The 17830-nt window shown below is 58.0% G+C and carries 20 protein-coding genes; all 20 read right to left on the minus strand.

All coding sequences use genetic code 11. The features are described 5' to 3' along the window. Positions 1–107: 107 nt before the first annotated feature. The 20 genes from AGR1_RS10665 to AGR1_RS10760 all read right to left on the minus strand — a co-directional run bounded on the left by AGR1_RS10665 (position 108) and on the right by AGR1_RS10760 (position 17638). Positions 108–782, minus strand: a complete 675-nt coding sequence (locus tag AGR1_RS10665) for a WecB/TagA/CpsF family glycosyltransferase (RefSeq protein WP_080791356.1) — start codon at positions 780–782, stop codon at positions 108–110. Positions 783–982: 200 nt separating this feature from the next. Continuing rightward, positions 983–1516 (minus strand): flagellar basal body-associated FliL family protein, encoded by a 534-nt coding sequence (locus AGR1_RS10670; protein WP_149146894.1) that lies wholly within the window; start codon positions 1514–1516, stop codon positions 983–985. Continuing rightward, entirely contained in the window at positions 1516–1884 is a 369-nt protein-coding gene (locus AGR1_RS10675) for a hypothetical protein (RefSeq protein WP_080791358.1), read from the minus strand. Before AGR1_RS10675 ends, AGR1_RS10670 begins: the two co-directional genes overlap by 1 nt. A gap of 29 nt (positions 1885–1913) precedes the next feature. Continuing rightward, positions 1914–2471, minus strand: coding sequence for a rod-binding protein (locus tag AGR1_RS10680; protein ID WP_162927430.1), 558 nt, complete (start codon positions 2469–2471; stop codon positions 1914–1916). Positions 2472–2585: 114 nt separating this feature from the next. Continuing rightward, complete coding sequence (locus tag AGR1_RS10685) at positions 2586–3005, minus strand: hypothetical protein (protein ID WP_149146895.1); 420 nt, start codon at positions 3003–3005, stop codon at positions 2586–2588. Positions 3006–3020: 15 nt separating this feature from the next. Beyond that, positions 3021–3776 carry a flagellar biosynthetic protein FliR gene (fliR, locus tag AGR1_RS10690; RefSeq protein WP_077983391.1) on the minus strand — a complete coding sequence of 252 codons (756 nt, stop codon included), beginning with the start codon at positions 3774–3776 and terminating at the stop codon, positions 3021–3023. Further along, the gene (gene flhA, locus AGR1_RS10695; protein WP_149146896.1) at positions 3773–5860 is read right to left on the minus strand and encodes a flagellar biosynthesis protein FlhA; all 2088 of its coding nucleotides are present in this window, start codon (positions 5858–5860) and stop codon (positions 3773–3775) included. Before flhA ends, fliR begins: the two co-directional genes overlap by 4 nt. 158 nt (positions 5861–6018) lie before the next feature. After that, on the minus strand, positions 6019–6285 hold the full coding sequence (gene fliQ, locus AGR1_RS10700) for a flagellar biosynthesis protein FliQ (RefSeq protein ID WP_077983392.1): 267 nt from the start codon (positions 6283–6285) through the stop codon (positions 6019–6021). Between the two features lie 48 nt (positions 6286–6333). Beyond that, positions 6334–6804, minus strand: a complete 471-nt coding sequence (flgD, locus tag AGR1_RS10705) for a flagellar hook assembly protein FlgD (protein WP_080791361.1) — start codon at positions 6802–6804, stop codon at positions 6334–6336. Next, entirely contained in the window at positions 6795–7244 is a 450-nt protein-coding gene (flbT, locus tag AGR1_RS10710) for a flagellar biosynthesis repressor FlbT (protein ID WP_004432543.1), read from the minus strand. The genes flgD and flbT overlap by 10 nt, the downstream gene beginning before the upstream one ends. Then, entirely contained in the window at positions 7241–7585 is a 345-nt protein-coding gene (gene flaF / locus AGR1_RS10715) for a flagellar biosynthesis regulator FlaF (protein WP_063949721.1), read from the minus strand. Before flaF ends, flbT begins: the two co-directional genes overlap by 4 nt. 34 nt (positions 7586–7619) lie before the next feature. After that, entirely contained in the window at positions 7620–8717 is a 1098-nt protein-coding gene (locus AGR1_RS10720; RefSeq protein ID WP_149146897.1) for a flagellar hook-associated family protein, read from the minus strand. 3 nt (positions 8718–8720) lie between these two features. Continuing rightward, positions 8721–10199 carry a flagellar hook-associated protein FlgK gene (gene flgK / locus AGR1_RS10725; protein WP_149146898.1) on the minus strand — a complete coding sequence of 493 codons (1479 nt, stop codon included), beginning with the start codon at positions 10197–10199 and terminating at the stop codon, positions 8721–8723. A 22-nt stretch (positions 10200–10221) separates the two neighbouring features. After that, positions 10222–11499, minus strand: coding sequence for a flagellar hook protein FlgE (locus AGR1_RS10730; RefSeq protein ID WP_149146899.1), 1278 nt, complete (start codon positions 11497–11499; stop codon positions 10222–10224). Between the two features lie 105 nt (positions 11500–11604). After that, positions 11605–12276: a response regulator transcription factor gene (locus tag AGR1_RS10735; RefSeq protein ID WP_046800597.1), complete on the minus strand. Its 672-nt coding sequence runs from the start codon at positions 12274–12276 to the stop codon at positions 11605–11607. 282 nt (positions 12277–12558) lie between these two features. Next, on the minus strand, positions 12559–13125 hold the full coding sequence (locus AGR1_RS10740; RefSeq protein ID WP_162927431.1) for a lytic transglycosylase domain-containing protein: 567 nt from the start codon (positions 13123–13125) through the stop codon (positions 12559–12561). Beyond that, a complete protein-coding gene (locus AGR1_RS10745) occupies positions 13073–14434 on the minus strand; it encodes a flagellar hook-length control protein FliK (RefSeq protein ID WP_149146900.1) in 1362 nt (453 codons plus the stop codon). The genes AGR1_RS10740 and AGR1_RS10745 overlap by 53 nt, the downstream gene beginning before the upstream one ends. Next, the gene (motC, locus tag AGR1_RS10750) at positions 14431–15708 is read right to left on the minus strand and encodes a chemotaxis protein MotC (protein ID WP_080791365.1); all 1278 of its coding nucleotides are present in this window, start codon (positions 15706–15708) and stop codon (positions 14431–14433) included. Before motC ends, AGR1_RS10745 begins: the two co-directional genes overlap by 4 nt. Then, on the minus strand, positions 15705–16991 hold the full coding sequence (locus AGR1_RS10755; RefSeq protein WP_149146901.1) for a MotB family protein: 1287 nt from the start codon (positions 16989–16991) through the stop codon (positions 15705–15707). Before AGR1_RS10755 ends, motC begins: the two co-directional genes overlap by 4 nt. Continuing rightward, positions 16988–17638 carry a hypothetical protein gene (locus AGR1_RS10760; RefSeq protein ID WP_149146902.1) on the minus strand — a complete coding sequence of 217 codons (651 nt, stop codon included), beginning with the start codon at positions 17636–17638 and terminating at the stop codon, positions 16988–16990. The genes AGR1_RS10755 and AGR1_RS10760 overlap by 4 nt, the downstream gene beginning before the upstream one ends. Positions 17639–17830: the final 192 nt, after the last annotated feature.

A 17830-nucleotide genomic window follows, 5' to 3' on the forward strand; every position in this document is an offset into this window, starting at 1 on the left:
CGTCTGCCGCCCTCGGCGCCGCCCGCCACGGGCGACTGTCAAAACCTTACGAGAGGTTAAAGGATCGTGGCAAACAAATGGTTAACGTGACACTTTCAAAAGCAGCCTCAGCTCTTGCCGAGCGCAATGTGCCAGGGTTCGGCACAGAGGCTGTAAAGCCAGCTCATGTGAAGCTTGCGGAAAATTTCCGGCATGCCGGCCACTTCCGAAGACAGGACCTTGAACAGTTGCCCAACCGCAATGGTGACCCGCGCATTCTCGCTGCTGACGGTGCGGTGCAGCCACGTTTCCTGGTTTTCCTTCAACATTCCCGCGAGCAGAACATCCACCTTAACACCCGATGCGTCGCGGTTCAGCATGACGAAATCATGCCAGGGCGCATGCGCCCGCAACCTGGCGAGAACCTCGCCGATCTGCGCCGAATCATCTCCCGCCACACCGATACGCTTCGGCACGGCCATATAGGTCAGAAGCGCCATGGTGAAGGCGACGCCGTCGATGGGTGCAGACAAAGGCTCGCCATTCTCGTTGCGCACAGCGGTCCTCATTGTCTTTCCCTGCGGCAAGAGCAGACAGCTCTCAAGAACCTGCCGGTAGGCGTTGTCCTTGAGCGAAAGCTTCACCTTTTCGATGGTGAGAAAGGACAGCATCGTATGCCCTTCACAGGCAGACGCCCTGCCGCTGATCAATTCCAGCGCCCCATTCCAATCGAGATCACAGACGCGCAGTCCGTGGATATTCCGTTGCGGTCCCGACCGCGCGAGACCTGACGCAAAACTCATTGCCAACCCCCAAATGCCAAAGCCGTCGCCACCGACCCGACGCATGGTCTGCGGGATGGTGGTTCATGGGTTTGTTATACAGGTGCTGGTTGAATTTAGCCTGAAAGCAATCTCTCGAATGCCTGGGGATGCGGCAAGAGACAATTAACCAGAAAGACGCCCCGTATCCCCTATCCGGCCGACGCCCCTCCCCTCGGTCGTCAGTGGCTTGGCGTCGCTTCTTTTCCGGCCTCGGTCTTTTCGCCCTCGACGAGCTTGACCGAGCGGGGCGTGCCATTGCCGTCCTGCTCGCGGATATCGGATTTCGACAGATAATCCAGCTGTTCGATCAGCACATCCTCGACCACCTCGTCATCGAGCCTTTTGTTCAGCCCCTCGCGGATGCGCTGTTTGAAGGCTTCGGGGTCGAAGGTGGAAATATTGGCGATATTGACCATGGAAGAACCCGCAAGCAGCGTGAACAGTTCGTCCGTCATCAACTGCGTTGCCGGCAACTCGATCTTCGCCATCTTGGTCTTGTCGACGCGCAGCGAAATACGGCTAAGGAAATAGCCGTTCACCCCGCCGTCATTGATGACGGGGATCGTGATGCTTTCGCCCTTGACCAATTGCAGATTGGCCTTTTTGGCCCCCGCCTCATCCGGCGCGGGCGCCGTCGCCAACTGGACGGAGAAATACACCGCGCCGAGCGTGACGGCGCAAACCCAGACGCCGGTGAGAAGAAGCTTCAACATCAGGAGGCTGCGCCGTACATGAACTGTTCCTGCGAATAGGTGCCGTCCGTATCGGCTTCCTGGATCGCGTTCTTGAGCAAATCCGCAACGGCGCGAACCGCGTTCAGATGCGCCTCGACACGGCTGGCATTGGTGGCGAGCTTGGACTTGATGCCCGTGACCTGTTCCATGTAACCGGCGGCGATTTCCTCGCGCGGTGTGTCGCGAAACAGCATCGTCAGCTCATAGAGGCAACGGCTCTTGTGGGCGTTGGATACCTTGAAGTCGAACTTGGGGTCTTTACCGATATTGTCGTTCTCATTGTCGATGATCATCTCAAGGCGGCCGAGAACGGATTGGATACGGTGGTCGTTCGACATAAGGTCCATGCTTGTCTCCTCGTTAGGGGTTTTCATTCTCAAGCCTCGTCCGTTTTATCATTGGAAACGCCGAGGACCTGCCGCTCGAACTCCGCCACCATCCGAATTGCAGCATTATGGTCTTTTTCATTCATCGATACGTCGGTAATGCCTTTGCTTTCGGCTTTCCGCAACGCATCCTTGTAAGCCTGCTCCGCAATGCCGACACCGCCATTTCTGGAGATCGTGTCAGCAAACTGTTCGGCCATCATGCTTTTCCAGATCTCGCCGGCATTGCCCTTGCCGTAAACTTCCTCGCTGTCTTTCGGCAGCATGTTGGCCACGAAGGTCTGGAGTACCGAGGCTTCATATTTGCGGTAGGTTTCCGGGATTTCGGTGCGGGCCGCGCGAATATTGGTGTCGCCGAGGCCAGCCTTCGAGGAAGCGCCATCCAGCATATCGACCGCGGCACCGAAACCCTTGCCGGCATCGGCAAGGCTGGTTGCGGCAAAAGCCGCCTTGTTCGCCTTGAGTTTTTCCTGCGCGACCTGAACTTCCTGAGGGTCCGCAGCGCGAACCACATCCATCACCAGATCACTTATCACCGATATCGCCACGTCCAGATCTCCCGAGCTGACGAATGCTCGGCGCAAAAGCCGGCGCATTCGCTCAATCAAGAAACATCGCCGGAAACGTCCTCAAGGACGCCCGCGATGCAACAATGGGACAGATTATGGATCGCCAACCTTGCTGGAGGCTGGTGTGTGGGAAACATTCGTAATTTCTAACAAATCATAGATTGCATTATCGTCGGCCTCGCGCTGCTCGAGATCGCGCGCCAGGTGCATCCTGTCCTCCAGCCGGTCTGCCTTGGTCTTTTCCTTCAGAACTTTGTTTTCCTGAAATTGCTGAACGCCCTCAAGCTGGCGGTCCTGGACGACGAGACGGCCGTAGCGATCCGAATAGTGCCGGGAGAATGTCTGATGCACCGGCTCCATGGAGCTCATGGCCTCCAGCACGCTCTCCATGGATTGCGCCACTTCGGTACGGGCGCGGGTGGTGTCGGCCAGTTCCACCTCAGCCATTTTTTCCATGTGCCGCTGAACCGTTACCAGACGTTTGAGTTTTTCCGAGCGTTTGTCCGAAGCCATAATGTCTTCTCCCGATCAAAAGCCGATAAAGACGGGGCCGAAACCATCCACGAACTGACGGATAAGGGCTGCGACCGACAGGTAGAGCATGAAAATACCCCCCGCGAGAACGAAGGGCGTCGATATAAAGAAGACCGGTATCTGCGGCGCGAGCTTGTTGATGAGGCCGACCGCGACGTTAAACATCAAGCCATAGATCACGAAGGGGCTGGCAAGCCGCAGCATGATGGAAAAGGAAGCCCTGAGCGTGTCGGTCAGCGTAATCAGCATTTTCTGGCCGCTGATCAGCGCGCCGACCGGTGTGGCGGTATAAGAATCCACCAGCGCCTTGAGGACGATATGGTGGAAATCGAATATGAACAGAACCAGCAGGCCGCCGAAAGTGATGAAATTGGATATCTGGTTTTCCTGCACGTCTTCAATGACATCGGCGCCACCCGGCGCACTGAGGCCAATGGAAGCGCCGATGACCGCGCCTGTGAACTGGAAGCCGAGCGTGTAGAACCGCGCGATCAGGCCATACATCGAACCGATGACGACCTCGGTGAAGATGAGGCCGACAACCGTGCCCTGGCTTGCGCCGGAAACTTTCGGATAGATCGTGTCCCATAGCACCGGCAGAAGCGCCATCGACACGGCCACGCAGAGCAGCATGCGTATCTGCGGCGAAATGCGCGAGCTTGAAAAACCCGGCATGGTCATGAAGCATGCGCCGATACGGCAGATGGCAAGGAACAATGCAATGATTGTCCCCTGCGGGTCGGTTATCATGAAATGGCGCCCAGAATCTTGATCTCAAGACCCTTGGCCAGTTCCACATGCGAAAGAACCGGCAGGGTCGCAAAGAGTCGCTCGATAATCATGCGCACATAGGACCGCGTTTCCGGCGAGGTTACAAGGACAAAGGGCAGGCCGCGATCCATGAATTCACGGATAACTTTCGACGCCTGCTCTGAAAACTCCTCGAGATGGCGGGGATCGATGTCGAATTCGACGATTTCGCCCTTCTGGTCGCGCTTGAGCGCCTGATGGAAGACCATGTCCCATTTGTTGCCGAGGCGCAGGACGCGCAGCACGCCATTGTCGGCCAGATCGCCGCAGAGCTGCTGCGACATGCGCACCCGAACATGTTCGACGATCTGTTCCGTCTTGCGCACATGCGGCGCGAGTTCTGCAACCGCTTCGAGAATGAGATGCAGGTTGCGGATCGACACGCGTTCGGCGAGCAGCAGCTTCAGAACCGCCTGCAGGCCGGAATAGGACATGTGCGACGAGCAAATCTCGTCGGCAAGCTTTTTGTATTCGGGATCGAGCCTGTCGATGAGGATTTTGACATCCTTGTAAGACAGAAGCTGCGGCAGGTTGTTGCGGATGACCTCGCTCAGATGCGTCAGCACCACGGAGACGTTATCGATCGGATGGAAGCCTTCGCGCTTGAGATCTTCGGTGAAGGTTTCGAGGATCGAGACCGCAGGCATGCCGAAAGCGGGTTCGCGGATTTCGTCGCCGGGAATGCTCGGCTTGCGCCCTGCCCCAGTCACCACGAGGACATCGCCGACGCGCAGGCTGCTGGATGCGATGGTCGTGCCGTGGACGCGGATCTGGTAAGCTTTTTCCTGGATCATGATGTCGTCGGAGACCTTGATCTCCGGCACGACGAAACCATACTGGCTCGCGAATTTCTTGCGCATCTTGCCGACACGGAAAGCCAGCTCCTGATGCGCGCCAAGAAGGCGGGTGGAAACCTGCTTGCCAAGTGCGAGCTCGATTTCGGCGGTCTTGAGTACCTGCTTGACGGAATCCTTCTCCGCCTCGGTGTTCTGGAGAACCTTGTTCTCCTCTTCCTGCCGACGAAGGGCGCTTTCGGCTTCGGCCTGGCGTGGAATATACCAGCTGCCAAAAGCCATGATGCCGCCGAGGAAGATGAAGGGCAGGAACGGCAGGCCTGGAATGATGGCGAGCAGGCCCATCAGCATGGCTGAAACCATCAACGCACGCGGATAGCCGCTCAGCTGGTTGACAACGGCCTGGTCCGTCGAGCCGGCGGTACCGCCGCGAGAGACCAGAAGGCCGGCGGCGAGCGATACGATCAGGGCCGGGATCTGCGAGACAATACCGTCGCCGACCGAAAGTTTGACGAAGACGTCGGCCGCTTCACCGATGGGCATGCCGTGGCGGAAATAACCAATGATGATACCGCCGAAGATATTGATCGCGGTGACGATGAGGCCGGCGATGGCGTCGCCACGAACGAACTTGGAGGCGCCGTCCATCGAGCCGAAGAAGGAGCTTTCCTCTTCCAGTTCGCGGCGGCGGCGCTGGGCTTCCTTTTCATCGATGATGCCGGCGGAGAGATCGGCGTCGATCGACATCTGCTTGCCGGGGATGGCATCGAGGGTGAAGCGCGCGCCGACTTCCGCGATACGCGTCGCACCCTTGGTAATGACGATGAAGTTGACCGTGATCAGGATCAGGAAGACGATCAGACCGATCACGAAATCGCCGGACATGACGAGACTGGAGAAACCCGCAATGACGCCACCGGCCGCCGTCGGCCCCTCGCTGCCGTGCGAGAGAATGACGCGCGTTGTCGCGATGTTCAGCGACAGGCGAATCATGGTCGCTATCAGCAGCACGGTCGGGAAAGACGAGAAGTCCAGGGGCCGCTGGATCCAGAGCGCCACCATGAGGATAAGGACCGAGAGCGCGATCGAAAAGGCCAGGCCAATATCGACCAGCATGACCGGAATGGGCAGGAAGAGGACGCAGAGGATCGCCACAATGCCGAGGGCGAAGCCGATATCACGCGTGCTCGGACTGACCTTCGGTAAGGAAATGACTGGTGGTTGCGCCATGATTTCGTCCTGTCTCTTCATGAGAAGGGCGACGGAAAAGCCGCCGCACGGTTCCGAAGCACCGGTTTTCGAAAAGCGCACACAATCCGGGCCGATGCTTCGCGCCTATCCCTAGCCGCTGAAGCTTGCGCGAGGGTGGCATCGGGATCGAACGGAGGTCAGAAGCCGGACTGGATGCGGGAAAAAACGAGATTGGAAAAGAGCGATATCTGCGCGCCCACAAAGGGGGCGGCGACGCCAAGAACGATCATGATCGTTACGATTTTGGGAACGAAGGTCAGCGTCATTTCCTGAACCTGGGTCAGGGCCTGAATGAAGGCGATGACGACGCCGACGATCATGGCGGCGAGAACAGCCGGACCTGCCGCGACGAGAACAGTCCAGACAGCCGCCTGCATGATATCAAGCGCATCTGCCTCGTTCATCGTCGCATCCTTGTTTCATAAAGGCGGCATCATGCCGCCTCTTCAATGTCAGGAACCGGGCGGGCTATCCGAATCGGTTCCGCCATCAGATGTACTCGTAATCGGGCCGTTGGAGAAGGTCACGCCGGCCTGCAGCAGCACCTTGTCACCAGCTTCGGTGATGGCGACAACGCCGTCCGAATAGACCTCGACTTCCTTCACCACGCCGGTGACGGTGTCGTCGGCGCTCTTGACCGTCTTGCCAACCAGATCGGAGGCGCGCGTCAGGGCTTCCGCCTGCAGCATGCTCTTCAGATGGGTGTTGGTCTTGATCGTCTGCTCGACCTGAGAGAAACTTGCGAGCTGCGACATCTGCTCGCCGGCATCCATCGGGCTGGTCGGATCCTGGTTCTTCATCTGCGCGATGAGGAGCTTCAGGAAGCTGTCATAGTTCAGCGACGCCGCGCTGCTGTCGGAGCCGCTCGCCCCGGCATTAGCCCAGGGATTTGACGCTGCCGAAGTGACTGCATCTACCGCCATGGTGCGATCTCCTTGCGAATCTGTTCGATCGTTGCGGGGGTCATTTCCTGATTGTTGAGGATTTTCTCCTCGATCGGGTATAGACCGCGAATGGCTTTCAGCGCTTCGAAAGCCTTGCCGGATGCGACAAGCCCGTCGATCCGCTTCAGTTCCGCCAGAACCTCGTCATGCTGGAAGCAGTTCAAGAGCATGCTCACCGACTTGCGGAACATGTTGGTGGACTGCTCGCGCCCTTCCGGGTTGATGAGGATCATCTGCGCGATGAAATAAAGCTGTCTGAGCGGCGTCGTCGCCTGATCGGGCTGCAGAACGTGGTTTTCAAGCAGGAACGTGACATCGTTCAGGAATTCGAGCGCTACCTTGCGATCCACACGCAGAACTGCGCCGTTGATGAAGATCTTTTCGCCCGATTTCAGCGAAATCCGAAGTGTACTTTTCATTTCAGTCCATCCCTGATGATGGTTGTCACGTCAATTATGCCCTGGAAATTCGTCGACTGACGTTTCCGGATCAGTTCGCACTCTTTCAAAATCCAGATCGCGATGGAGATCAGATTGGCTCTGAGCTCGATGGCAAGCTGGTTGTCCGGCTGTTTGAGATCCTCAATGAAGCGGATCCAGACACGGCGAGTGTAAAAAAGTGCCTCAATCGTCGGCCGCTGCGAGGAGGAGTCCCTTGCCTCCACCAGAAGTTCGATCGATTTGGTCAACGCCTGCCGCTCGCGATCTTTCGCGTTGGCGACACCATCCTCCATGATTTCGGCGTAGGAAAACTGGTACATTCATGTATCCTTTATCTGCCGCCACCCCTGATCATCAGAGGTAGTTGACCAGACTCATTTTTTGCAGACGCGACGTGAGGCTGTATGCGATTTCAATCTGCTGCTGCAGCAGGTCGAGGCGTGTCTTCGCCTCGTAGGTATCGATCCCCTCGATATCCAAGAGATGCGTTTCGATGATCTTTTTCTGGGCTGAAAGCGAATCGTTGGCTTTCGTAACGCGCTCCTGTGAAAGACCAAGGCTGCTCGCCTGCTGGTTCAGGCCGTCTATGGCTTTGCCGATGTTCGTACCGGCCTGAGACGCCACCATGGCGCGAATCTCGCTGCTCACGCTGTCATCGAGAAAGGTCATGGCCGTTACGGACGTCATCGCGAAATAGCGCATCCCCTGGGAATTGCTGTTCGTCGAGCTTTCCACCACCTCATTCTGGCTGATGCGGCTCGTCATATTGGTGTCGCTCGCCTTGGAGCCGAAGGTCGTCCAGAAATCGTAATTCTGCGTGCCGTCGAGACCGGTATGCGGCGGGTTTGTCACCGTGGTGGTGCCGTTGAACACTCCTTCGATATGAGTCATGAACGCGCTGACCTGGTCCTTGGTGAGGTCCGATGGCTTGGACACACCCGCAGTCGCGAGGAAGCTGTTCAGCTCGACATCATAGGCCGCCTTCAGTGTCGATCCTTCTGCAAAATAGTCATCGACCGGCTGCACATCGGTATTGATGCCTGAAAACAGGTACTCACCACCGACAGCCGTATTGGCAAAACCCGTAAAGGTCTTGTAGGCGTCGGTAATCGTCTGAAGCACGACTGCCGTGGTCGGCGCCTCCGCTCCGTTTGTCGTCAGCACGACGCTCTGGATCTTGTTGGCCGCCGTCGCCATCGACTTGAGGGCAGCCTGGGAGGATTCCAGACGCTGGGTCGCGAAGGCATTGATGGTGATGTTCGACTGGAGACGGTCGACATCGCGGTTGAGATCGAGGCTGCGCGCCGTGTTGGCGCCCAGCGTCACGCCGAGATCCGCATGTTTACCCGTCGTCAGCTCAGTATTGAGATTGGTCATCTCAAGTTGAGCCTTGAGGATGGTGCTGCGCATGCTGTTCTGCATCGCCAGCGATGAAATGAAGGATGTTTTCATCGTTTACCTCACCATGTCCATCAGCGACTTGAGCATCTCATCCACTGTCGTCACCAGCTTCGTGGCCGCCTTGTAAGATTGTTCGATATCCATGAGCAGCGAGAGCTCCTCATCCAGGCTGACCGCCGTATTGTTCGAATAGGAAGCGGATGAGCGCTCATAAAGTGCGCTTTTCGCTTCGTTCGCCGAAGTCGCGCCGGACCGTTCCTGTTCGAGCCAACCCATTGAGTTGGTGCCATATTTCAGGATGCTGGTGTTCGTATCGATACGTGTCGACGCGGCAAAATTCATGGGCGCGTCGAAAGCAGTGACATAGCTGTCGATCAGTGCGGAAAAACCGGTTCCGCCCGAAGTTGTACTATTGATGACGTAATCGGTACCGTTGATGCCGCCGTCGCGCAACAATTCCGGATTGCCACCTTTAGAAATAATTAACGCCGGGTTGACAGTAATGCTGGCGGCGAGCCCCGGAGAGACAATCCCATCCGCCGGAATGGTCGTCACCGGGGGTGAGCCGTAGATGAACAGACCCGGCATATTCGGCAAACCTGCGGTTGGATCCGCCGGCTTTTCCGCAAACATGGTGATGAGCCCTCGGGCGATTTCATCGAGCTGGCTCTGCATCGTCGGCGCCAGATCGTCACGAACCTGCATCAGGCCCTGAAGCGAACCCTCCGCCGTCGTGTTGTTGCCGCTGCCGGCCTTCAGCGCTACGCCATCGACATAGATTGCGTTGCCCGTGGTCGTCGCATCGTAGCCGGGCTGCGCGCTGAAGGTCACCTTGCGCGGTACGATCTCGAACAGCGTCGCGCCATCCGTCGTATAAAGTGCGACATCGTTGTTTGGACGCGTAACGGCATTGACGCCGATAATGGACGAGATGTCCTTCAGAAGCGCCTCGCGCTGATCGAGAGCGTCGCTCGGATCGCCGCCAAGCGACGTCTGCGCCTTGACCTCGTTATTGGCTTCCTCGAATTTCGCAAGCAGACCATTCAGCTTGTCGACCTGAAGGGTGATTTCCTTGTCGGCGCGCAGGCGTATCGCCTGCAATTCGGCCGAAGCCTTGTTCAGGGAACTGGCGACGTCAGTGGCGGAAGTCACCACCGTCGCCGCCAAAGCGGAATCGCTCGGCTTGGCGGCATAACCCTCAAGGCTCTTGAGCAGCGCCTTCATATAGGTTGAAGGAGAGCTTTCGTAGTCATTCCCGCCGAAAATGCTTTTCATCTCCTCAAGACCGGTCAAAACGGTTTTCTGCCCGGAAGCGAGAGAAGAACTGGAAATCGTCTGCCTGAAAAGACTTTCATTCTGGGCACGGCCATTGGAGACGATACTCGCTCCGGCCATGGTCGTGCCAAGAATGGCGGTTCGCTTGACGTAGTTCGCATTACCAACATTGGCAATGTTTTTCGAAGTAACGTCGGTCTGCTTACCTGTGTTATTGAAAATCGATTGCGCAGTATTCATTGCTGACGTGAGCGACATTCATCTGTCCTCGTGAGAAGTATTATCTCTTCAGATTGATCAGGACGTCCATCAAATCCGATCCAGTCTGGAAGACTTTCGAATTCGCTGTGTAGATACGCTGGGATTCAATCATGTCGGTGAGTTCGCTGGCGATATCGACGTTCGAGCCTTCCAGCGCACCCTTCTGGATGTAACCGAAGCTGCCCGATTGCGGGAAGCCGATGGTGACGACACCTGACTCGTTGCTCGGCAGATAGACGTTGCCGTTCTGCGGGCTGAGATTGTCGACGCTCGGTACCGTGGCCAGCGCCAGCTGGTAAATGTTGCGCCGACCACCATCCTGATAGACCGCCGTTACCACGCCATCCTTGCCGATTTCCACATCCTTGATCTGGCTTGGGCCGTTGCCGTCCAGAATTGCGGTGCCAGGCGTAAACTTGGTCGAGAATTGCGTCATTTCAGACAGATCAATGTTGATCGCCTGCGCCACACCGCTGTTGCTGTCATTAATCGTGATTGACGTGGGCGACGTGGTCGTGAGCTTGTTGGTGGCGGGATCGAAAGTGAGGGTCACCGTTTCCTGGACAAGCGTCGCAGGTGCCGTTGCCGTGTAGGGGAAACCGCCATTCGTCGACTGATCCTGACGATAAACCGCAACTTCCCAGGTATTGTCTGCGGTCTTCGTGTAATAGAAATCGTAAAGTACCTTCGCACCGCCGCTATCGAATGCCGTCAACGAAGTCTTGTTGCCGAATGCCGCAGTCGCCAAGTTGCCGCTCGGAAGCGGTGCCGTTGCAGCCGTATCGTCACGGTTAAGATTGGCCGGGAAACTGCCCTGCGTGGAGGGCGATGCCGTCAGGCCGAAATTATTGACGTTGATGGCCTCAAGACCCGTGAAACCGTTGACGACAGCCGCCGGCGGGTTGGAGCCGTAAGGATAACCCATCAGCTGAAAACCAGCCGCGTTTTCCAGATAGCCTTCCGAGTTCTTCACGAAAGAACCGGCACGCGTGAGGTAGGGCGTGCCCGCACCGTCCTGGACCACAAAGAAACCGTTGCCCTGAACGGCAAGGTCCGTGCTCGAGGTGGTGTAGGAGAGGTTGCCCTGCTCCGAAATGCTGTAGCGAACGTTGGACTGTACGCCGCCGGACGCATAGCTGCCCGACGAGGAGGGCAGAACGAGCGAGGAGAACGACGTCGAAGCGCGCTTGTAGCCGGTGGTGCTTGCGTTGGCGATGTTGTCGCCCACGGTGCCCAGCTTGTTCGCCTGCGCATTCATGCCGGACACACCGGTTCGCATAGTGCCGAAAATACTCATTCAAAAACCCTCGTGGTCATCTTTCAGGGAGAAGGTAAAGCGTTTGGCTTGCGTGAAGCTGTCGGAAATACCGCGTTTGAAAAAGACCACGCGGGTCAATGAAAATCACTGCCAGTCGATGCTGTAGCCGAGGAACCGCTTGGAATCGACCGGATCGTAGCCAAGCTTCTTGCGCAGCTTCTTGCGCAGCTTGCTGATATGGCTTTCGACGACGTTCTCTTCGACGTCGTCATCGAAGATGCCGTAGATGGCATTGAAAATCTGCGTCTTGGAAACGCGGCGTCCGCGATTGGCAATCAAGTATTCGAGGATGCGGCGCTCACGGCGCGGCAAGGGGAACACTTCACCACCCACCTCCGGGTCGCGGCCATCAGAGAAAACCCGGATCGGTCCCGCATCGGTGAAATTCGAGATGACCTGCAATCGGCGACGGATCGCCGCTGCACGAGCAAGGATCTCACGGGGGTGCACCGGCTTGCGCACGACGTCATCAACGCCGCTGTCGAAAAGCGCCAGCGTCGATTCCAGCGAGGGCTGGTCGCTGACCGCGATCACCGGGGCCGTCGTGCGATCCCTGATCGCCTTCGGCAAAGAAAAGCTCCGGTCGCCCTGGCCGATCAGGAAGGCTTCAACAGCCGCAAGATCGCTTTCCGCCGCCGTCGAGACCCATTCCCCGAATTCGACCGGATCGAACCCGGTCGAGGGAATGCCCTCACGCCCAAATAGAGATGTATAGCCGTCTTTAACGAGCTCGCGCTCATCAACCACTACGATCATTCGTCCGCCTCCGAATCAGTGTGGTGTTTTCCAATGTGGCATTGGTACGAATCGGGGGATTCACGAACAACTGTAGAAAATCATCGATAGATATTAATAATTGATTAACCATTTTGTGCCGATTTGATCTATATATAGTGGGTATTAACCATATATGGCACAAAATTTTTGTGTAGAAATTTCAAAATTCCGAAAAAACCACTTGAAGTGCCTTTTTTCGATCAATCTATCGCCACATTTCGAAATACGAGTCCCGCAGCGTCTGAAAGCAATTTCAGGTTGTTATCCGTCGCAGAAACTTTTCGCATTGGGGGTCCATTTCCCGTAGCCTGTCGCCACCAGATTGGCGATGACACGGCAGACATATTTCTTCTGTGCCGGGTCGTTGTTCGGGCCGGCATGATAACGGGCAACCGCCATGGTCCAGGTTTCATGCCTGTTGTGAAGGTTGCGCAGGAACATGGCGGCATATTCCACATTGCGACGCGGATCGAACATTTCCCGCGCGGATGTGAAGTTTTCGCCATGGAAATAATGATTGATCTGCATGCATCCGAGGTCGATAAGCTTTGCGCCGTTGCGCTTCGCCGCCTCGAAAGTGGTCAAAGCCTCCTCCGTGGAGGCGGCAAACACCGGTTTTCCCTCAATATTCATGGCGTTGGGGTCGAGCCGTCCCTTGCGGCCGGTTTCCGTCAGCCCCACCGAATAGAGAATTCCCTCCGGCACGCCATATTTGCGTGCCGCCGACTGAATCTCTCTTTCACAGACACCTGATGTGGCCGAAGCGGACGCGTTGTCAGAGGTAGACGCCATTGTCAGCAGAAGTGCGGCCAGACCCAAGAGCGCCATCCATGCCTTCATTATGCACCCCCAAATTATTGCCATTGCCTTGCCGGTCGCCGCGCCCCCCGGACTCGTCACGGTTGCGCCCGGCGGCGGCTTGCTGGCCCTGCTGCTGCGCCTGCTGATTTTGCTGATTGTTGCCTTGTGTGCCCGATTGGTCACTCTTGTCGGAAGAAGCGATGCTGATGGTGATGTTGTCGACCGTCAGCCCCTGCGCCTTGAGGCCGTCGAGGATGCTCTTGCTGTCTTCCTGCAGCTTTTTATAGGCCGCAACACTCTCCACCGTCATGTGAACGGAAAGCTCGTCACCGGCAAGACGCAGTGACATCGTCACCGACCCAAGCTCGATCGGCGTCATGTGCAGCTTCAGCGTATGGACGACCTTGCCTGTGCTGCTCTGGGCCGCCGCATTGGACAGCGACGAACCGGGCTGCATGGCGCTCACCCATTCCGGATCATTGACGATCAGGCCGGTCAGCGCCGAGGCGTTGGTCGAAGGCGCGAGGCCAATGAACCGCCGTGAATCGAGAACCGTTATGGTGTCGGTCGTCTTGCCGGTGCTTTCCCGCGCATCGAACTCGACACGGCCGTCACGCTGAACCGTGCTCATATCCAAAGCCCGGGCCGCGCCCGAACGCGGCGAGGAAAAACGGAATGCCGCGGCGTCGCCCTCGTTTTCCGAACCCGAACCCGCCTCGTTACCGGCGGGTGCAATCCCTGTCGGCATGTCCTTGATCAAGTGCTCGCCCTTGCTCCGGACGGGTTCACCCCGGTCTGACTTAACCGTGTCGGCCTTACCGGCAATCGCCTGGGCAATTTCCTCAAGCGGCGTCTTGGCGGTCGCCATATCGGCGGCAGCGGCCGTCGCCAACTGCAGTTCCGTCAACTTCGGATCGATCGTATCGTCCGCCGCTTCGGCGCCCCTGTCGACGTTGTCTTTGAGCTTCTTACCCGTCTTGCCGTTTTCCGGCGTCGCGCGGACCGTTTTCACAGCGTTTTGAAACTCGGCCACAGCGTCCTGAGCACGACCTTCGTCGGCATGCTGCTTGACCATCGCATTGAGAAATGTTGGGGGCCGCTTGACCGGGACATCCATCTTTTCCGCCTCGCCATCAGGCTGCGATTGCTGTCCTTCAGCCGGATTTTCGTCCTGCTGACGCCGCGAATGCAGCGCCTGCGGCGGCCGCTCGTCCCGGACCGTGGAAAGGGCATCACCGAAACTGCCGCCCTTGGCGTCGTCCCTGACACTGGCGCCGCCGGCGCGCGGATCGGATGGCGGCGCATTCACTATCGTGTTGATGGTTGCGTCGATCATGGTGCCCCCTCGCCTTTCTTCAACAGGCTGTCGATTTCATCGAGCTTGCTGCGGCCACTCGTCACGAGCTGCCGCACATTATCGCCCTCATCGTCAACCTTCTGGGTTTCGACCCGCCATATGCTTTTTGCATCGGCAGCGCTCGCCTCGTTTTCGGGCGGATTCCGTCCGGTCTCCTTCGCGGTCGCAGTCTCGGCCTCAACACCGGCCTGCGGGGAGGGAGGACGAACCACCTGGTCGGCAATCGTCCTTGCCGCCTCCCGCAAGGCCTTGTCCCGATCCGAAAGCTGCGCTTCGGGAATTTGCCCGATTGTCTCGATCGCGCTCACCACATCGGGCGTGCCGATATTGGAAAGGCTTTCATAGAGATTTGCCTGCACTTCCGGCTCACCCGGCAGTGCCGGAGACAGCGCCTTCGCCTTCAACGCCGCCATGCGCGCCAGCGAATCCTTGCCGCTGATCGCCGCCAGCCGCGAAAGCCGCAGATAGGCTTCCTTCTGCCTTTCCGTATCCATCATGGCGAAGGTTTCCTGTATCGCCTCATGGCCGATGGAATCGGCGCGCTTGACCACCAGCGAAACCAGAAGGTCTGCGAACTGGCTGGCATAGGGCGAATGCAGGAACCGCCGCGCATAACGCTGCGCATAATCGACGCCGCGCGCCGCATCGCCGTCCTCGACCGCAATGGCGAGCGAGCGGCGCAATGCGGCCTCCTCAACTATGGTGCCCGGCGCTTCGAGCCGGGCGATGTCGTAAAAGCCGAGCGCAGCCAACGGATCGCGCGGGATTGTCACATTCCCGCTGATCAGCGCCAGATAGGCGCCAATCCGCTTGCCGCGATATTCCGGCACCATGGCCGCAATGCTCTGCGCGACAAGGGTTCCCTTGCCGGAGAGGTATTTGCGCAGGACATCGGCGACGCGGCTGTCGAAATTGCCATCCACATCGCGCGCGACCAGAAATTCCAGCGTGGACGGATTGCCGCCGCTCATCGCATAGATGAGCGCCGCATCGACATTGCGCGGATCCTTAAAGATCGCCGAAGGCGCGCTCTTCAGCCGTTCATCGATGGTCTGGAGTAGAAATCGCTGCATTTCCGAGGCGGAATGGTCGCCCATGGCGACCGAATCCTGTACGAATTGCAGGGAGCGCAGCATGGAATAGGGCATAAGATTGTCTTGCGACTGCGACAACGCCCTGCCCGGCTCGGAGCCGAGACCGCAAAGCGTCGCTGCAAGAAGAAGCCAGCGTTTCGAGGTTTTCGTCACTTTCACCCCCGATCGGCCTCAAGCAGAATTTCGATGCGGCGGTTGGCGTCCGCCATAGGGTCTGCCGGCACTTGCAATCTTCGGTCCGCAAAACCCGAGACCTGCTTTACCCGCTCTTCTGACAGGCCGCCGCGCACCAACATGTAATAGGCGCTGTGAGCGCGATCCATGGAGAGCCGCCAGTTGTCATTGGCCTCGCCCTTGAACTGCCTCCCGTCGGTATGGCCGCGGATCACCACGCTGCCGCCGCGCTCCTGAAGCAGTTTGCCGATTTTTTCCATGGCCAGAACCATTTCACGCCGGGGAACGGCCGATCCGATGTTGAACATCGGTGTCTCCGTCTGGTCGGAAATGGTAAGCAGCAATCCACCTTCGGCCGGCGTCACCACCAGACCTTCGGAAAGCTTGCCGGTAATGCCTGAGATCTGCTTCTCGATTTCCTCGCGCAGCGCGTCGGCCTGTTCCCACTCGGTGTCGCTGGCCTTTTGCTGCTGCTCCGGCCTTGGCTGAGAAAGCGCTGCCTGCTCGGCGGCGTCCGGACGCTGCTGCGGCACGACGGCGGCGACTTCGGTCGGCTTGCCGTCTTCCGCCTTGTCGGCCGGTGTCTCGGACGCCTTGAGTGCGACCGCCTGAGCGTTTTCGGCCGCATCCTCTTGCTTGTTTTCGGCGAGCTGCTGCTGTTCAACCGGTTTTTGGGGTTGATCGGCGCGAGTGATTTTCACCTGCTGGGTCCAGAAATCGGGATCGAAGGGATCGCGATAGGCTTCACCGCCGCTAGCGCCCGTCGCCGGGCCGGAATCAGCAGCGCCGCCCTCGCCCTTGGCGCTGACATTAGCCTGCTGCCCCACCTGCTGGGCAATTTCGGCGAGCACGGAGTAAGGATTTTCGAAAAAGTCCGCTTCGGAGAAATTCGACTGTTCACCGGTCTGGGAGGTCAGATCTTCGCCCGTCGCCGCGGCGGAGCCCTTGGTGACTTTTTCCGCCTGGATGTTGGACTGATCCTTCTTCTGGACGCCCTCTTCCTTGTCGACAGGCTTTTCCAACCCCTTGGAGGACGGTTTCTCATCGGACAGCTTGATCGGATTGAAATAGCTGGCGACCGAGGCCTTGGTCTCCTCGTTGGCGGCATTGACCAGCCACATGACGAGGAAGAACGCCATCATCGCCGTCATGAAGTCAGCATAGGCGATTTTCCACGCACCGCCATGGGCGCCGTCATGCCCGCCCTTGTGGCGCTTGACGATGATGATCTCGTTCTTGCCGTGGTGGTGGTTCTCGCCTTCACTCATTTCATCACCTTGCGAAGACTGGAGGCCCAGGCGGACATGCGCGTCACGAACACGCTTTCACCCAACTCGACGGAAAGATCGATATCGGTGGTCTCGGTAAATTTCATCGTTTCTTCTTCAAAGCCCGGCTGCGTCTTCAGTCGCTCGAACAAATCTTTCGGGCCTTTCACGACAAGCGTGACCCCTTCGCCATCCGGCATGGCGCTACGCACCACATCCGCCAGCGCGGAGACCGCCTTGAGCGACAGCTTTTCCGTCAGGACCGGAGCAAGGATATTGGCGGTCTGCTCGCTGAGATTGGCCGCAATCGCGTCGATGCCCTCGCGCAGACCCCGGGACAGGGAAGCTGCGATTTCTTCAAGATGGCCCGAACACAGGGTTTCCAGCTCGGCCGCATGGGCAGCGATCAGCTCTTCCCGCTCCGCCTGCATCTTTTCAGTGATCTCGCGGGTGGCGTCTTCGCGACCGCGGGCGTAAGCCGCCTGTTTCTCACTTTCAACATCGACGGTTTCGAAGTCATCGAAACCCGTTGCGAGATCGGGAAAAGCTGATGTGGCGTCGCCATCCGCCAATGGATCGCCAAAGGCCATCCCGGCAGGCTGGGTGTCACCAAAATCCTTGAGATATCGTGCAATGGACGCGCTCATGCCCGCCCCCGGCAAAACAGGCCAAAGGGGTGGTACATGTTTCGCTGCCTGCGATCTGACGCGTTCTGTCGCATTTCCGGACGGAAAACCGGAACCCACTTTTCCTGGAAATGCTCTAAGCCGTTTGGCGGCACCACCGTCATCCTTGCTACCCTGCCCGTCTCTTCCACGTTTCCCGGCCAGATCACGCCA

The organism is Agrobacterium sp. B1(2019), assembly GCF_008274755.1.
In the GTDB taxonomy this organism is placed as follows: domain Bacteria; phylum Pseudomonadota; class Alphaproteobacteria; order Rhizobiales; family Rhizobiaceae; genus Agrobacterium; species Agrobacterium salinitolerans.

Excerpts from the sequence above, each read along its gene's own strand:
- AGR1_RS10665 (WP_080791356.1), bottom strand. The coding sequence starts at position 782 with ATGAGTTTTGCGTCAGGTCTCGCGCGGTCGGGACCGCAACGGAATATC.
- AGR1_RS10670 (WP_149146894.1), bottom strand. The coding sequence starts at position 1,516 with ATGTTGAAGCTTCTTCTCACCGGCGTCTGGGTTTGCGCCGTCACGCTC.
- AGR1_RS10675 (WP_080791358.1), bottom strand. The coding sequence starts at position 1,884 with ATGGACCTTATGTCGAACGACCACCGTATCCAATCCGTTCTCGGCCGC.
- AGR1_RS10685 (WP_149146895.1), bottom strand. The coding sequence starts at position 3,005 with ATGGCTTCGGACAAACGCTCGGAAAAACTCAAACGTCTGGTAACGGTT.
- fliR (WP_077983391.1), bottom strand. The coding sequence starts at position 3,776 with ATGATAACCGACCCGCAGGGGACAATCATTGCATTGTTCCTTGCCATC.
- flhA (WP_149146896.1), bottom strand. The coding sequence starts at position 5,860 with ATGGCGCAACCACCAGTCATTTCCTTACCGAAGGTCAGTCCGAGCACG.
- fliQ (WP_077983392.1), bottom strand. The coding sequence starts at position 6,285 with ATGAACGAGGCAGATGCGCTTGATATCATGCAGGCGGCTGTCTGGACT.
- flgD (WP_080791361.1), bottom strand. The coding sequence starts at position 6,804 with ATGGCGGTAGATGCAGTCACTTCGGCAGCGTCAAATCCCTGGGCTAAT.
- flbT (WP_004432543.1), bottom strand. The coding sequence starts at position 7,244 with ATGAAAAGTACACTTCGGATTTCGCTGAAATCGGGCGAAAAGATCTTC.
- flaF (WP_063949721.1), bottom strand. The coding sequence starts at position 7,585 with ATGTACCAGTTTTCCTACGCCGAAATCATGGAGGATGGTGTCGCCAAC.
- AGR1_RS10720 (WP_149146897.1), bottom strand. The coding sequence starts at position 8,717 with ATGAAAACATCCTTCATTTCATCGCTGGCGATGCAGAACAGCATGCGC.
- flgK (WP_149146898.1), bottom strand. The coding sequence starts at position 10,199 with ATGTCGCTCACGTCAGCAATGAATACTGCGCAATCGATTTTCAATAAC.
- AGR1_RS10730 (WP_149146899.1), bottom strand. The coding sequence starts at position 11,499 with ATGAGTATTTTCGGCACTATGCGAACCGGTGTGTCCGGCATGAATGCG.
- AGR1_RS10735 (WP_046800597.1), bottom strand. The coding sequence starts at position 12,276 with ATGATCGTAGTGGTTGATGAGCGCGAGCTCGTTAAAGACGGCTATACA.
- AGR1_RS10740 (WP_162927431.1), bottom strand. The coding sequence starts at position 13,125 with ATGGCGCTCTTGGGTCTGGCCGCACTTCTGCTGACAATGGCGTCTACC.
- AGR1_RS10745 (WP_149146900.1), bottom strand. The coding sequence starts at position 14,434 with ATGATCGACGCAACCATCAACACGATAGTGAATGCGCCGCCATCCGAT.
- AGR1_RS10755 (WP_149146901.1), bottom strand. The coding sequence starts at position 16,991 with ATGAGTGAAGGCGAGAACCACCACCACGGCAAGAACGAGATCATCATC.
- AGR1_RS10760 (WP_149146902.1), bottom strand. The coding sequence starts at position 17,638 with ATGAGCGCGTCCATTGCACGATATCTCAAGGATTTTGGTGACACCCAG.